General features: G+C 26.5%; 15 protein-coding genes. 8 read left to right on the forward strand and 7 right to left on the reverse strand.

The features are described from left to right. Positions 1 to 78 precede the first annotated feature (78 nt). From D3Z07_RS01360 to D3Z07_RS01370, 3 genes are all read left to right on the forward strand, one after another. Positions 79 to 1,506: a catalase gene (locus D3Z07_RS01360; protein WP_122892877.1), complete on the forward strand. Its 1,428-nt coding sequence runs from the start codon at positions 79 to 81 to the stop codon at positions 1,504 to 1,506. Positions 1,507 to 1,517: 11 nt separating this feature from the next. Continuing rightward, positions 1,518 to 1,991 carry an ankyrin repeat domain-containing protein gene (locus tag D3Z07_RS01365; RefSeq protein ID WP_076087203.1) on the forward strand — a complete coding sequence of 158 codons (474 nt, stop codon included), beginning with the start codon at positions 1,518 to 1,520 and terminating at the stop codon, positions 1,989 to 1,991. A 68-nt stretch (positions 1,992 to 2,059) separates the two neighbouring features. Then, positions 2,060 to 4,540, forward strand: a complete 2,481-nt coding sequence (locus D3Z07_RS01370) for an aconitase family protein (RefSeq protein WP_122892878.1) — start codon at positions 2,060 to 2,062, stop codon at positions 4,538 to 4,540. A gap of 120 nt (positions 4,541 to 4,660) precedes the next feature. Here D3Z07_RS01370 and D3Z07_RS01375 read toward each other — a convergent pair whose 3' ends face one another. The 7 genes from D3Z07_RS01375 to D3Z07_RS01405 are packed head-to-tail and all read right to left on the reverse strand — an operon-like array spanning position 4,661 to position 10,811. Then, positions 4,661 to 5,392 (reverse strand): sulfite exporter TauE/SafE family protein, encoded by a 732-nt coding sequence (locus D3Z07_RS01375; protein WP_076087198.1) that lies wholly within the window; start codon positions 5,390 to 5,392, stop codon positions 4,661 to 4,663. 9 nt (positions 5,393 to 5,401) lie between these two features. After that, positions 5,402 to 6,178 carry a serine O-acetyltransferase gene (cysE, locus tag D3Z07_RS01380; protein WP_122892879.1) on the reverse strand — a complete coding sequence of 259 codons (777 nt, stop codon included), beginning with the start codon at positions 6,176 to 6,178 and terminating at the stop codon, positions 5,402 to 5,404. Then, positions 6,171 to 7,976: a biosynthetic arginine decarboxylase gene (gene speA, locus D3Z07_RS01385; protein WP_122892880.1), complete on the reverse strand. Its 1,806-nt coding sequence runs from the start codon at positions 7,974 to 7,976 to the stop codon at positions 6,171 to 6,173. Before speA ends, cysE begins: the two co-directional genes overlap by 8 nt. A 1-nt stretch (position 7,977) precedes the next feature. Beyond that, positions 7,978 to 9,213, reverse strand: coding sequence for a histidine--tRNA ligase (hisS, locus tag D3Z07_RS01390; protein ID WP_076087195.1), 1,236 nt, complete (start codon positions 9,211 to 9,213; stop codon positions 7,978 to 7,980). Continuing rightward, positions 9,206 to 9,772 carry a dTMP kinase gene (gene tmk / locus D3Z07_RS01395; protein ID WP_076087193.1) on the reverse strand — a complete coding sequence of 189 codons (567 nt, stop codon included), beginning with the start codon at positions 9,770 to 9,772 and terminating at the stop codon, positions 9,206 to 9,208. The genes hisS and tmk overlap by 8 nt, the downstream gene beginning before the upstream one ends. Continuing rightward, complete coding sequence (gene coaD / locus D3Z07_RS01400) at positions 9,763 to 10,254, reverse strand: pantetheine-phosphate adenylyltransferase (protein ID WP_076087191.1); 492 nt, start codon at positions 10,252 to 10,254, stop codon at positions 9,763 to 9,765. Before coaD ends, tmk begins: the two co-directional genes overlap by 10 nt. Positions 10,255 to 10,256: 2 nt before the next feature. Next, positions 10,257 to 10,811: a UbiX family flavin prenyltransferase gene (locus tag D3Z07_RS01405; RefSeq protein WP_076087188.1), complete on the reverse strand. Its 555-nt coding sequence runs from the start codon at positions 10,809 to 10,811 to the stop codon at positions 10,257 to 10,259. A 244-nt stretch (positions 10,812 to 11,055) separates the two neighbouring features. Here D3Z07_RS01405 and D3Z07_RS01410 point away from each other — a divergent pair, with 244 nt between their 5' ends. The 5 genes from D3Z07_RS01410 to hslV all read left to right on the forward strand — a co-directional run bounded on the left by D3Z07_RS01410 (position 11,056) and on the right by hslV (position 14,712). Further along, complete coding sequence (locus D3Z07_RS01410; protein WP_076087186.1) at positions 11,056 to 11,697, forward strand: recombinase family protein; 642 nt, start codon at positions 11,056 to 11,058, stop codon at positions 11,695 to 11,697. Positions 11,698 to 11,800: 103 nt separating this feature from the next. Then, entirely contained in the window at positions 11,801 to 12,466 is a 666-nt protein-coding gene (locus tag D3Z07_RS01415; RefSeq protein ID WP_122892881.1) for a response regulator transcription factor, read from the forward strand. Continuing rightward, the gene (locus D3Z07_RS01420; RefSeq protein WP_122892882.1) at positions 12,463 to 13,662 is read left to right on the forward strand and encodes an ArsS family sensor histidine kinase; all 1,200 of its coding nucleotides are present in this window, start codon (positions 12,463 to 12,465) and stop codon (positions 13,660 to 13,662) included. Before D3Z07_RS01415 ends, D3Z07_RS01420 begins: the two co-directional genes overlap by 4 nt. Positions 13,663 to 13,724: 62 nt before the next feature. Further along, entirely contained in the window at positions 13,725 to 14,171 is a 447-nt protein-coding gene (gene rplI, locus D3Z07_RS01425; protein WP_122892883.1) for a 50S ribosomal protein L9, read from the forward strand. Between the two features lie 4 nt (positions 14,172 to 14,175). Further along, the gene (gene hslV / locus D3Z07_RS01430; protein WP_076087178.1) at positions 14,176 to 14,712 is read left to right on the forward strand and encodes an ATP-dependent protease subunit HslV; all 537 of its coding nucleotides are present in this window, start codon (positions 14,176 to 14,178) and stop codon (positions 14,710 to 14,712) included. The last annotated feature ends 3 nt before the right edge of the window (positions 14,713 to 14,715 follow it).

Below are 14,715 nucleotides of genomic sequence, written 5' to 3' on the forward strand. Positions count from 1 at the left end.
CTTTATAAATTAAGTTCTATTTAAGTAAAATACTAATAAACTTTCTCAACAGAAAAAAATTATCCACAAGGAGAAAGAATGAAAAAAATTATGACTACAACAGCAGGTAATCCAATTAGTGATAACCAAAACTCAATTACAGCAGGACAAAGAGGTCCTGTATTAATGCAAGATTATCAATTAATTGAAAAACTTGCACATCAAAATAGAGAAAGAATTCCAGAAAGAGTTGTTCATGCTAATGGTAGTGCTGCTTTTGGAGAATTAGAGATAACAAATGATATATCAGAATTTACAAAAGCAAAAGTATTGCAAAAAGGTGAAAAAACAAAACTATTATTAAGATTTTCAACTGTTGCAGGTGAAGCAGGAGCGGCAGATGCAGAAAGAGATGTAAGAGGTTTTGCATTAAAATTTTATACTAAAGAAGGAAATTGGGATTTAGTTGGTAATAATACTCCTGTTTTCTTTATTAGAGATCCTCAAAAGTTTCCTGATTTTATTCACACTCAAAAAAGACATCCAGCAAGTAATTTACGTTCAAACACTGCAGCTTGGGATTTTTGGTCATTAAGCCCTGAATCATTACATCAAGTGACAATTTTAATGTCAGATCGTGGAATTCCTAAAAGTTATAGACATGTAAATGGGTATGGCTCACATACATATAGTTTAGTAAATGATAAAAATGAAAGATATTGGGTTAAGTTTCATTTTAAAACAAAACAAGGAATACAAACTTTAACAAATGAAGAAGCAGCAGCGATTGTTGCAAATGATAGAGAAAGTAATCAAAGAGATTTATATGAAAATATTGAAGAATCTAATTTTCCACAATGGGATGTAAAAATCCAGATTATGACAGAAGAACAAGCTTTAAATTTCAAATTTAATCCTTTCGATTTAACAAAAGTTTGGCCTCATAGTGATTATCCATTAATTGATGTAGGAGTTATGACTTTAAATGAAAACCCAAAGAATTACTTTAATGAAGTTGAACAAGCATCATTCTCTCCTTCTAATGTAGTTCCTGGAATTGGTTTCTCACCTGATAAAATGCTACAAGCTAGAATTTTTTCATACCCAGATGCGCATAGATATAGAGTAGGGACTCATTATGAAAATTTACCTGTAAATAGACCTATTAATGAAGTAAATACTTATCACACAGCTGGTTCTATGAATTATGAGAAAAAAGAAGTTACAAATGCTTATTATGAACCTAATAGTTTTGGTGGAGCAGTTGAAGACTCAAGTTATGCAGAACCTGATTTAAAAATTTATGGTGATGCTAACAGATATGATCATAACATTGACAATGACAATTACTCACAAGTTAAAGATTTATTTAATTTAATGAATGAATCGCAAAAAGAACAACTATTTTCAAATATAGCAGCTTCAATGGATGGAGTACCTATGGAGATTATAAATAGACAATTGGCACACTTTGAAAAAGTAACACCTGCTTACGCAAGTGGTGTAAAAAAAGCTTTAGGAATATAAGGACAAAAAATATGATTTCAATTACTCAAGATGAAGAACAAAGATATTTACAACTACAAGAAATGGCATTAGATTTTGCAAGACATGGAAATGTTTTTGAATTATCAAAAATGATTGATGCAGGATTAAATATTGATTTGTGTGATACAAAAGGTAATACTTTATTAATGTTAGCTTCTTATAATAATCAAGAAGAGGTAGTAACTTACTTAATACAAAATAATGCTTCAATTGATAAGAGAAATGATAGAGGACAAACACCACTTGCTGGTGTTTGTTTTAAAGGGTATTTAAATATTGTAAAAATACTTGTAGAAAATGGTGCAAATAAATATGCCAATAATGGAATGGGAACAACACCAATTACTTTTGCTTCTTTATTTGGACATAAAGATATTTATGAGTATTTAACAAATAATAAGAGAAATAAATTTTATACATGGCTTAATACATCTATGTTTTATATAAAAAGTCTATTTAAATAATTAATAATTAAAGTTTATTTAGATACTTTTTAATTAATAGAAAATTAAAACAGTAGAAAGAATTAATTTTGAATAAATTTGTAAATAGTTTTGAGTTTAATAGTAATAGCTACAATTATTGTGATTTAAAAAAAATATTTGAAGCTTCTCCAAAATTACGAAACTTACCTTATACTTTAAAAATATTACTAGAACAAAATATTAGAAATACAGATGAAAATAAAATAGATGATGTTCTTAATATTTTCGCAAATAGAAGCTCTTTAAGTCAAATAAAATTTATTTGTAATCGAATAGTTTTAAATGAATTGAACTCTGTTCCTTTACTTGTAGACTTTGATAGCATAAATGATTACTTTAATATTAAAAATTTATCTAGCAAATTAATACAGCCAAAAGTCATGATTGATGTTATTGTAGATAACCTTGATGAAGATATAGACAAAAATGAAAAAAAGAATAAAGAAAGATATACTTTCTTAAAGTATGTAGCCAATAAATATAAAAATATATCCATAATTCCTCCCAATATAAACAATACTCAAATAAATTTAGAATATTTATCGACAATGATAAGCTTAAGTAGTATCAATAACAAAGTTTTTCTTTTTCCTGAAGTTTTATGTGGAACAGATGAACATAGTACTGTTATTAATTCTTTAGGTGTTTTGGGACTTAATGTTGGAAGATTACAATTGCAAAGTACAATTTTTGACTCTTATGTTACTTTTGATTTTCCTAATGTTATAGGTATTGAAATTAAAGGTTCACTCTCACAAGGTCTTAGTTTTAAAGATGTAATACAAAATTTAAAAACCATTTTAATAAACAAAAACATTAATGGAAAAATTGTTGAGTTTTACGGAGATGGTTTAAAAAACATATCTATTGAAGATAGAGTGTTGTTTTCTAATTTAGTAATTGAGTGTAAAGGATTATGTGGTTATTTCCCTATTGATAATAATACAATTTCTTATATAGAAAAAACAAGAGGTGTCGATGCTTCATTAATCAAAATGTATTATGAGAAACAAGATTTATACCAAGGCTTTTCAAATATAAAATATGATGAAAGTATTAAGCTTGATTTATCGACACTTAAACCTATTACAATTCTTTTAAAAACAATTGAAGAAGAAATTTTTATAAAAGATTTATCTGCAAAATTAAAAACCTTTAAAAAAGGTAAGTTTGTACAAGACAATCAAATTGTTTTATCACTTATAGATATGTCTACTGAAAAGAGTATCTCTTTATTAATACAAGCTTGTCTTATTGCAAAGAAAGCCAGTGATTTTGGAATATTTATAAACAAAGATATTAGTAAGTTTATTGTTTTTGATTCTTTAGTGCAAAAACAATATTTAGAAAAACTTGATTTACTAAAATATCTAGAAAAGCTTAATTTTAAAATTATTGATAAAGATGAAATTACTATAAGTGAGAGTATTGCTTTAGATATTGAAAAATTTAATTTGAATGTAGTTTGTGTAAGTAATAGTAAAAGAATTAAAGATAATAAGCTTAGTAACTTAATTAAATTAAATTGGATGATGTCACCTGCTTTAGTAATAGCTTACTCTCTAAAAGGAAATACAAATTTTGAAATAACAAAAGAAAGTTTGGTTCAAGATATATACTTAAGTGATATTTGGCCTAGTATGCATGAAGTTAATGAATATATAGAGAAATTAGATTTTTCTATATATAAAGAGTTATATACAGATGTATTAACTGGTGATGAAAAATGGAAGGATATTAAAACAAGTGAGTCTTTAAATTATGATTATGAAAAAAATGCTACTTATGTTAATAAAATAGATAGTTTTAATATTAAAAATAAAGAGAGTATAAATATTTCAAATGCAAAGATATTAGCTTTACTAGATGATAATATAAACACAGAAGATTTATCTCCTCTTGGAAATATTAGTTCTTACTCTCCTTGTGCTTTATATCTTAAATCACTTGGTCTTAGACCTGATGAGTTTAATACTTATGAAAATAGACATGCAAATGCTTATGTAATGATAAGATCAATTCTTTCTAATTTAAAATTGAAAAATAGAATAGTCTATCCAAAAGTAGGTGGATACACAAAAGATTTTATAAGTGGTGAAATTATGACTATGTATGATTTTAGTCTTAAAATGAAAGAGAATCAAACTCCTTTAGTAGTAATTGCTGGAAATAGATTTGGACTTGGAAAAATTAATGATTGGTCAGTAAAAGGTTTAAAGCTTTTAGGTGTAAAAATTGTTATTGCAAAATCTTTTTCTAATAGATACAAGAATAATTTAGTAAAAGTTGGTATTCTACCTTTAGAATTTATTGAAGATGATATTGACTCTTTAAAATTAGAAGGTAATGAACTTCTAAGTATTGATATAAATAGAATAAAAGCAAATGATAAAATTGATATAAAAATTGTAAAAAATGATGAGGTAAGAGTTATTACTTTTCAATCAAAATTAGAAAATAGTTTAGAAGTTGAATATTATAAAAAGGGTGGGGCAGTTGAATATCTTTTAAAAGATAATTTAAAATAAAGACAAGTTTCAAATACAATTGCAGTTGTATTTGAAAGAAGATAAAAGATTGTTCGCGTAATCTTTTTTTATTATGTCTATGCGTAATTATAAATTACATCAATTACAAAATGATTACAATTAAAAAGTTTTGTAAAGCATAGTTATTAAAATTAGAGTATTTAGAAGTAAAATATATTTTTTATATGAGTTTGAATGAACTTTATTTTTTAGCATAATTCCAAAATAAACACCTATTAATGAACAAACACCTACAATAGCACCTTGTGTAAAAAGCATGTGTCCACTTAATGAAAGTGAAGTAAACCCAGCAATTGAAGAAAAAATTACAAAGAATAATCCAAGTGCTGTTGCTGCTTTTAAATCATATTTTAAAAAACCTACTAAAATAGGTGTTAATATCACAGAACCACCTACACCAATACTCATAGCAACTAGTCCTGTAAAGAAACCAATAATAAATAAAGTCACTTTACTTTTTGATTTTTGATCGCAGTCATGTTCAGCTGGAGTTATAAATATTTTTATAATAGAATAAACAAGTATTACAATAAATACATATTGAAGTATTTCATTAGAGACGTTTGTTACAATATATCCACTTTGTAAACCTCCAACAAAACCACCAATTCCAATGATTATTCCATCTTTTAGAACTCCTGTTGCTTTTTTAGAGTTTAGAAATGAACCATATATTGATGAAAATACCATCTGCATAATAGAAATAGCAACAGCTTCTTTCATTATAAATCCAGATACTAAAAGCATTGGCACTAAAATCAAACCTCCACCAACACCAAAGAATCCTGATATAAAACCAGTTATAATTCCAAAAGCAGCTAAATCATACATTTTAAAATTTTATTTTCTTATTGAATTCATTGCATTAATGAATTTATTATAATCTTCTTCAAGTTTTTTATCTTTTTGGCTTACATCAATTCCATCTTCTTCTTTTAATGCAGTTTCTAAAACATGAATTCTTTCAATTAAATATTTAAACATCTCTTTATTAATATCAGGTAAATCTGCATGTGCCAATTTACAATTTTTATTATCTCTTTTAAGAATTTTTGCTGGAACTCCAACTGCTGTTGAGTTCTTAGGAACATCACAAACTACTACAGAGTTTGCTCCAATTTTTGAGTTTTTTCCAATAGTAATATTTCCTAAAACTTTTGCACCACTTCCTATTACCGAGTTTGATTTAATAGTAGGATGTCGTTTTCCTTTATCTAAGCTAACACCACCTAGTGTTACACCTTGATATATAAGTACATCATCTTCAATTATTGTAGTTGCTCCAATAACTACACCAATAGCATGGTCAATAAATACACGTCGTCCTATAGTTGCTGCTGGATGTATATCTGTTTTTGTAAATAGTGAAGTAATTCCACCTAAAACTCTAGCTGTTCTTTTCCAGCCTTTTAAATATAGTTTATTTGTAACTCTATGACTCATTATAGCCCAAACACCTGGGTAGTTAAAGAAAAGCTCTAGGTTTGATTCTAATGCAGGGTCATTTAATTTCGGTACATTAAAGTCTTCTTTTATTTGTTTAAAAAATGATATTTTATTTTTATTAATTTCTTTATTACTGTCTATTTCTTTTTCAGAACTGTTTTCTTTAGTCATTATAACTCCAAATTGTTTTTAAGTAAGAATTATCATTTAAATATTTCTCTAGTATTTTGTATGTGTTTATATCTAAATTTTCTTTAAGTCTTTTTTTAATATCACTTGGATCATAATCAATATCTTCTAAAATATCCATAATTGTTTGAGATTCATTAATTTCATCAAACATTACAACTCCATCTTTAAACACTACATTTACTTCAGTTGGATGAGAAAACAAATTATGTTTCATCCCTAAAGTATCTTGATATGCGCCAACATTAAAAAAACCTAGAAAATAATCTTCTTTATTAAGATCAACATCATGTAAATACAAAGGTTTTTTTGAATCAAACGGAAGCTCTCCATCACTATCACATGTGATATCCCATAAAGATGCAGATCTTGTTGGTTTTTTATCAAGATGTGTTAATGGCATTATTGGAAACTCTTGATCTATTCCCCAGTAATCAGGAAGTGATTGGAAGATAGAAAAATTTATTAGATATTTTTCTTGAATATTTTCATCAAGTTTCTTTAATTCTTCATAATCTTCAACTTCAAGTTGAGATATAGCTTTTTTTATAATCTGGTGAACTAGAACTTCTGCATTTGATCTATCTTGTAAATCAATATAACCTAAATCAAATAGAGTTAATAAGGATTCCATATGATCAATTGCATCATGCATATATTCATAAGATGTTTTCTTAGTCATATGTTTAAATAGTGCATTTAATTCTGTAATTAAGGGAGGATTATCTTTTTTTAGATTTAAATCTTTTATATTATGTTCAGATGAAAATAATTCTAAAACTGGAGCAATTAAAACTGTTGAAGCTGCAGATATAAATCTTCCTGATTCAGTGAAAATATTTGGTTCATCAACACCTTTTTGTTTTGCAATATCTTTCAATGTAAAGATTACATCACTTGCAAATTCTCTTAATGAATAAAATCTACTTCTTTCATAAGCAGAATATTCAACAGCTAAACCTCCACCAATATTAATATTGTTTAAACTACTAGCACCTAAGTTTTTAAGTTCAGCATAAATATGTCCAGCTTCTCTTAATGCTTTCTTCAAAGGTTTAATAGAATTCATAGCAGAACCAATATGAAAATGAATCATTGTAAGATATTCACTCATATTGTTTTTTGCTATTAATCTATAGGCTTGAAGTATCTCTGTTGAAGTTAATCCAAACTTAGAATTAATACCACCACTTTTTGCCCAAATTCCACTACCTCCACTGTGAAGTCTAACTCTTAATCCAATATTAGGACAAGACAAAGAAGTTTCTTTTTGAACCTCTATTATTGTTTCCAATTCATTAAGACCTTCAATAATAAGTGTTATATTATGGCCTTTTTCTTTAGCAATAAATCCTAAGTGAATCATTTCTTTATCTTTAAAACCGTTAACTGTTATAGGGGAATTAAGGTTATTATATGACATTGCAATGATAAGTTCAGCTTTGCTTCCAGCTTCTAAGCCATAATTAAATTCTTTACCATTTTGTATAAGAGGTTTAACAAACATTGGCAGTTGATTTACCTTTAAAGGGAAAACTGCATTAAAACTTCCATTATATTTATACTCTTTTATACAGTCATTAAAAGTTGAATATAAGGTATTTATTTGCTTATTTGTTATATGTGGAAATCGTAAAAGTAAAGGACCTTTAAAGTCTTGTTCTCTTACTTCTTTTACTATTGATATTAAAGATGGTTTTGAAGCATAATTTATTTTTGCTTCTCCATTTTCAATTATGAAGTTGTCATCACTCCAAATATTAATTCCATAATTATTCAATCTAGAATTCCTCTATTTTAATAGTTTTTTCTTCTCTTGTTTCTATATTTTTAACATATATCGTCTGCTCAAGAAGCTCTTTTTCTCCAATTAATGCAACTATGTTTGCACCTGATTTTTCTGCAAGCTTAAAATGCTTACCAAAACCTCTTGGAGTATATTCTATAATTGTTTTTGTAGTTTTTCTTTTAGAATTAGCAGTTTTTAATACAGTGTTCAATGAAGCTTCATCTAAAGCACCAATATAAACAATATCTTCTTTTGATTCTTGCATTTTTACAAGTTCTAATAATCTTTCAATTCCAATAGCAAAACCAATTCCAGGTGTAGGACGACCTCCAAGGAATTCTACAAGTCTATCGTATCTACCTCCACCAGCAATAGCACTTTGCGCACCAATTTCATTTGATACAAATTCAAAAGCAGTTTTAGAATAGTAGTCTAAACCTCGTACTAAGTTAGTATCAACTTCAAATTCAACGCCATTAAATTCTAAAATTTCTTTTAACTTTTCAAAATCAGTATTACAAGACTCACATAAGTTATGAGTAATTTTAGGAGCATTTACTAATTTTGCTTGGCATGATTCATTTTTACAATCAAGCACTCTAATTGGATTTGTAGTTATTCTTTTTTGACAATCCTCACATAGTTCATCTTTAAAGCCAGTTAAATGTTGTACAAGATTTTCTTTGTATTGAGGCATGCAATTAAGGTCTCCTAGGGAGTTTAACTGTAATTTAAAGCCAATTTTAAAGAAGTCAAGAATATCTTTTATCATCATTATAATATTTGCATCTTCATAAACTGAATCTATACCAAATACTTCACAACCAAACTGATGAAATTCTCTTAATCTTCCTTTTTGAGGTCTTTCATATCTAAACATTGGACCATAATAATACCATCTTTGAGTTCCCCCAGCACGGTCAAGTTTTTTTTCAACAAAATGTCTTACAACACCTGCTGTTCCCTCTGGTCTTAGGCAAACTTCGTGTTCACCTTTATCTGTAAAATTATACATTTCTTTGTTAACAATATCAGAACTCTCACCTACTGATCTTTTAAATAAAGCTGTTTCTTCTAAAATTGGTGTTTCCATATAAGAAAATCCATATTTTTTTGCAATAGCAGAGGCATTATCAACAAAATATGTAAATAATGTACTTTCTTCATTTACAATATCTTTCATTCCTCTAAGACTTTGAATAGTGCCCTTGTTTTCTTGTTTACTCATTTAAAAAATCCTCTATTTGTTTTTCTATTTCTTCAATTTTTAAAGAAGCATCAATAAAAATATGATTAATGCCTAATTTTGTTATTGTTTGTTTCATTCTATTTTGTATATTGATCAAATAATCAATACCTCTAAGCTCAATAGCATCATTTTCTTTTTGCGATAGTCTATATTTAAGCTCTTGTGGACTTAACTCTAATAAAATTACATGTGTAGGTAAAATATTATTTGTAGCTAATAAATTTAGTTCAATCATTTTTTCTAAAGGAAACAATGATGCATATGCAATACCTGAAATCATAGATCTATCTGAAATAACAGTTTTTTCTTTATTTGTTACTATTACTTCTTCAATATGTTCAGCTCGATCTGCTAAGAATAAGAACATTTCAGCAATTTTTGATTTTGCTTCCCCATTTAAAGCCATTTGCCTAAGTTTTATTCCAATATTTGTACCACCTGGTTCTTTTGTAAAAATTGCATTTTGATGTTTCTTTTGTAAAAGTTCTAATTGTGTTGATTTTCCTGCTGTATCAATACCTTCGACAACTACATACATTTTAAAACTTCTTTAGGTACTAGATGCTGAAATTTACCATCAAATCTTATAATTTCTCTTACAATTGTAGATGAAACAAAAGCATTTTCAAGTGTAGGCATTAGGTATACTGTTTCGATTTTATCGTTTATTGAAGCATTTGCATAACCCATTTGCAGTTCGAACTCAAAATCAGAAACTGCTCGTAAACCTCTAATGATAGTGTTCACATTTAACTGGGTTGCAAGGTCTACAAGCAATGTATCAAAACCTTCAACTCGAACATTTGGAAGATGATGCGTTGCTGCATTTACAAATTCTACTCTTTTTTCATGAGAGAACATAGGCCCTTTTAATTCACTTTGTGCAACTGCTATAATTACTTCATCAAATATATTTGCAGCTCTTGAAATAATATCTAAGTGTCCATTCGTAATTGGGTCAAAAGTCCCACTATATATCGCTTTTTGATGAGATTGTCTTTCTGTAATATTTCTAGGCATTTTTATTTCCATCTTTTATATAAATTATTGTCAATTTTTAATAAATCAAACCATTTTCCTATTAAAAAATTTTCCATTTCTTCTAAGGTTTGTTGGCTTGAATAGTATCCAAGAATAGGAGGAGCTATCGTTACTCCAAGTTTAGATAATTTTAACATATTTTCTAATGCAATTGAATTAAAAGGCATTTCTCTAGGAGCTAAAACAATATCTCTGTTTTCTTTTAGCATTACTGTAAAGGCTCTTGTAATTAGTGAATCAGAAATTCCAACAGAACATTTTGCAAGTGTATTCATTGAACAAGGAATCACTATCATCTTATCTACCTCAAAAGAACCAGATGCAATGGGTGCTGCTATATTGGAGTCTTGAAATATTGTTACATTTTTATAATCTTCAAAAGTTTTTTTTACAGAAATTCCATTTTCTAATTTTAATGCAATTTTTGCACTCTTTGAAAGCACTACAAAAACTTCAATATTTGAAGGAATTTTTTTAACAAAATTAAGTCCTAAACTAGCACCACTAGCTCCTGATATTGCTACAGTAATTTTCATAAGATACCTTTTTTATTTTCTATATGAAAAAAGATATTATCCAAAAATGGCTTTTAATTCAAATTGTATAAGTATATGTGTAAATACATACTATTTAAAAGTAAGATATATCATTAATTTGATTAATTTTTAAGCTTATTTTAATTTGTATCTTGATAACATTATGTATAATATTTAAATATATATAAATAAACACTATGTTTTCTTATATATTAAAAATATACTTTATGTTAAGGAATAAATCATGTCAAATGTTTTTACATATCTTAGATTAAACAAAAATAATGAGAAGTATACACAGGAACAAAAAGATATATTAGATAATTATGTTAATAAACATAAAATTGATATATACAAAAATATTGAAATAGATATTAGTATGCCAAGTGATGAAAAAAACATCCTAGAATTACTTAGAAATTGTGAAAAAAACTCTACAATTATTGTTTCTGATTTGAACGTATTTGGAAGAACAATTGAAACAATTTTAGAGATTGTAAAATTTCTTTTATCTAATAAAATAAAAATATTAGTAGTTAATCAAAACTTAGAATTAGTAGACGATAAAGATATGTTAACTCAAATGATTTTAGGCATGATTTCTATGACTATTAATTTAGAAAAAGACCTTATGAGTTTAAGAACAAAAGAAGCTCTTACTGCTAAAAAACTTTCAGGTGTTAGTTTAGGTAAACCAGTTGGAACAATACAAAAATCTAAGTTTGATAAACAAAGAGATAAAATCGAAGAATTGCTTTCTGTTGGTCTTTCTGTTAGAAAAATTGCAAAACTATTAGGATATAACAATCATATAGGTTTAAATAATTACGTTAAAAAAAGGAACATTAGACAAAATTTGCCTAATACCCTTGATATAGCAAGTTAATTACTATATCAAGGTATATCTGTATTTACTTTCATTTACTTTATATTTAACTAATATTAATTATAGTGATATATACTATTTATAAATAAAATGAGGATATTTAATGACTAATATTTTAATGATTAAAGATGATCCTGAGTTTTCAGTTTTTTTAGGTGAATATTTAGAAAAATATAATATAAAAATTACAAATTATGAAGATCCTTATTTAGGACTTAGTGCTGGGATTTCTTCTTATGATTTATTAATTTTAGACTTAACTCTTCCTGGTATGGATGGTCTTGACGTTTGTAAGGAAATATCATCAAAATATGATATTCCTATTATTATTTCAAGTGCTAGAGCTGATATTACTGATAAGATTATGGGACTGCAAACTGGTGCTGATTATTATTTACCTAAACCTTATGATCCAAAAGAGATGTATGCAGTTATACAAAGCTTACTAAGACGAATTAATAAGAATAATAAACCAGAAGAAGAAAAAAGTAATTTCATTTTAAATAAAATAAAACAAGAAATCACTTTTAAAAATGACGAACTTATTTTAACGCAAGCTGAATATGAGGTTTTAAGTTCATTAATTGAAAATAAAAATGCAATTGTCTCAAGAGAACAAATCGTAAATCAATGTTCAAGTTTAAGTGATAGTTATAGTAAGAGTTTAGATGTAATTATAGGAAGATTACGTAGTAAATTAAATGATAATTCTAAAAATCCTAAATACTTATTTTCGATTCGTAATTTAGGCTATAAGTTAGTACAATGAATTTAAACTCAATAACTAGTAAAATATCTCTTGTTTTTCTTATTTCTATATCTATTTTAATTGCTTTGTTCTTTTTTTATATTGATTATGAAAAGAAACGAAAATATGTTGTTGTCGAAAGATATTATGAAAATATTACAAAATATTTAAAAGAACATAGAATGGATAAATATGATTTAATAAATCATATGAAAAGTTTGCCTTTTGAAATTGTAGAAAAGCCAAAAGAAGTATTGGAAAATAGTAATTCAATTATAATGAAAAGAGAATATGATTTATTAGAATATAAAGATATTTTGTACTTTCATATTAAAACACCTTTCACTCAAGTATTGTTTAAAGATTTAAATATGTACTCATTTTCAAATTATTCTTATATTATTTTTGTTTTTTTATTACTACTTTTGATTTCTTTATATATTTGGTTAATTAGAAGCTTACAACCTTTAAAAGATTTAAAAACAAATATTACAAGTTTCTCTCAAGGTAATTTATCAATAAACTGTAAAAGTGATAAAAAAGATGAAATTGCTGATGTATCAAATGAATTTGATAAAGCAGTGAGAAAAATTGAATTATTACTTAACTCTAGACAATTGTTTTTACGAACAATAATGCATGAACTTAAAACTCCTATTGCAAAAGGACGAATTGTTAGTGAATTAATTGATGATGAGAAACAAAAAGGAAGAATGGTAAATATTTTTAAAAGACTTGATTTTTTAATCAATGATTTTTCAAAAGTAGAACAAGTTGTTTCTCAAAATTATAAAATCACTAAGCAAATCATTTCATTATCATTGATTTTTGATGATGCTTTTAAATCATTATTATTAGAAAATAGTAATGACAAAATATCTTTAAATTTAGAAGAAGAAAAAAAGGTAAAAGCTGATTTATCTTTGATGTCAATGGTATTTAAAAATCTTATTGATAATGCTTTAAGATATTCAAGTGATGGAAAAGTGAAAATTAAACAAAATGAGAATGAAATTATCTTTATTTCAAAGGGAGTTAAACTACAAAAAGACATCAATGAATATTTTAAGCCCTTTCATAATGATGTTGAGTCTAAAAACCATGGAATGGGTCTAGGACTTTATATTGTTAAATCTATCTTGAATATGCATAATTATGAGTTTGAATATGAGTATATTGATGATAATAATATATTTAAAATTATAATTAATCATTAAGTTAAACTGCTGATAATTCAAATTATAGTAATATACAAAATATTTATATACATGGAGAAAATATGAAAGTTTTATTAATTAAAGACGTACAAGGTACAGGAAAAGCTGGAGAAGTTAAAGAAGTTAAAGACGGATATGGAAAAAACTTTCTAATTGGAAAAGGTTTAGCATTACATGCAACAAATGAAGTATTAGCAAAATATAAAGCTGAGCAAAAAAGAAAAGAAGCAAAAGAAGCTGAAGAAATTGCAAGCGCAAATGAATTAGCAGAAAAATTAAACTCAACTAAACTTACTATCAAACACAAAATTGGTGCAAATGGACATTTAATTGGTTCAGTTACTAATAAAGAAATTGCAGAAGAATTAAAGAATCAATTTAGTATTGAACTTGATAAAAAGAATCTTTCTTTAGATAAAAAAATTAAAGCAGAAGGTACATTTGAAGTTGATTGTAAATTAGGTCATGCAATTCATGCTAAACTTGAAGTTATTATTATTGGAGAATAGTTAGATGTTTGACGCTACTACTATACTTGCATATAAGGGTAAAGATAAAGCTGTAATTGGAGGTGATGGACAAGTTACTTTTGGTAATACAGTTTTAAAAGGTAATGCTACAAAAATTAGAAAACTTTATAAAGATCAAATTCTTTCAGGTTTTGCTGGAAGTACTGCTGATGCCTTTAATCTTTATGATATGTTTGAAACTCATTTAGAATCAACAAAAGGTGATTTATTAAAAGCTGTTATTGCATTTTCTAAAGAGTGGAGAAAAGATAAGGTTCTAAGACGTTTAGAAGCTATGATGATTGTACTTAATAAAGATCATATTTTTATTTTAAGTGGAAATGGTGATGTAGTTGAACCTGAAGATGGATGTATTGCTTCAATTGGTTCAGGTGGGAATTTTGCAATTTCTGCTGCTAGGGCACTTGCAAAGCATTCAGATTTAGATGAAGAAGCTGTAGTAAAAGAATCACTAATGATTGCCGGTGAACTTTGTATTTATACAAATCAAAATATTAAATTATTAAAATTAGAGGATTAAAAA

The sequence above is a fragment of the Arcobacter peruensis genome, assembly GCF_003711085.1.
Lineage (GTDB): Bacteria > Campylobacterota > Campylobacteria > Campylobacterales > Arcobacteraceae > Poseidonibacter > Poseidonibacter parvus.

Bases quoted from the DNA above. Each gene is read 5' to 3' on its own strand.
- coaD (WP_076087191.1), bottom strand. From the start codon at position 10,254: ATGCCTAGAAATATTACAGAAAGACAATCTCATCAAAAAGCGATATAT.
- D3Z07_RS01420 (WP_122892882.1), top strand. From the start codon at position 12,463: ATGAATTTAAACTCAATAACTAGTAAAATATCTCTTGTTTTTCTTATT.
- cysE (WP_122892879.1), bottom strand. From the start codon at position 6,178: ATGACTAAAGAAAACAGTTCTGAAAAAGAAATAGACAGTAATAAAGAA.
- hslV (WP_076087178.1), top strand. From the start codon at position 14,176: ATGTTTGACGCTACTACTATACTTGCATATAAGGGTAAAGATAAAGCT.
- D3Z07_RS01365 (WP_076087203.1), top strand. From the start codon at position 1,518: ATGATTTCAATTACTCAAGATGAAGAACAAAGATATTTACAACTACAA.
- D3Z07_RS01405 (WP_076087188.1), bottom strand. From the start codon at position 10,811: ATGAAAATTACTGTAGCAATATCAGGAGCTAGTGGTGCTAGTTTAGGA.
- D3Z07_RS01375 (WP_076087198.1), bottom strand. From the start codon at position 5,392: ATGTATGATTTAGCTGCTTTTGGAATTATAACTGGTTTTATATCAGGA.
- rplI (WP_122892883.1), top strand. From the start codon at position 13,725: ATGAAAGTTTTATTAATTAAAGACGTACAAGGTACAGGAAAAGCTGGA.
- tmk (WP_076087193.1), bottom strand. From the start codon at position 9,772: ATGTATGTAGTTGTCGAAGGTATTGATACAGCAGGAAAATCAACACAA.
- D3Z07_RS01360 (WP_122892877.1), top strand. From the start codon at position 79: ATGAAAAAAATTATGACTACAACAGCAGGTAATCCAATTAGTGATAAC.
- D3Z07_RS01410 (WP_076087186.1), top strand. From the start codon at position 11,056: ATGTCAAATGTTTTTACATATCTTAGATTAAACAAAAATAATGAGAAG.
- hisS (WP_076087195.1), bottom strand. From the start codon at position 9,213: ATGAGTAAACAAGAAAACAAGGGCACTATTCAAAGTCTTAGAGGAATG.
- D3Z07_RS01415 (WP_122892881.1), top strand. From the start codon at position 11,801: ATGACTAATATTTTAATGATTAAAGATGATCCTGAGTTTTCAGTTTTT.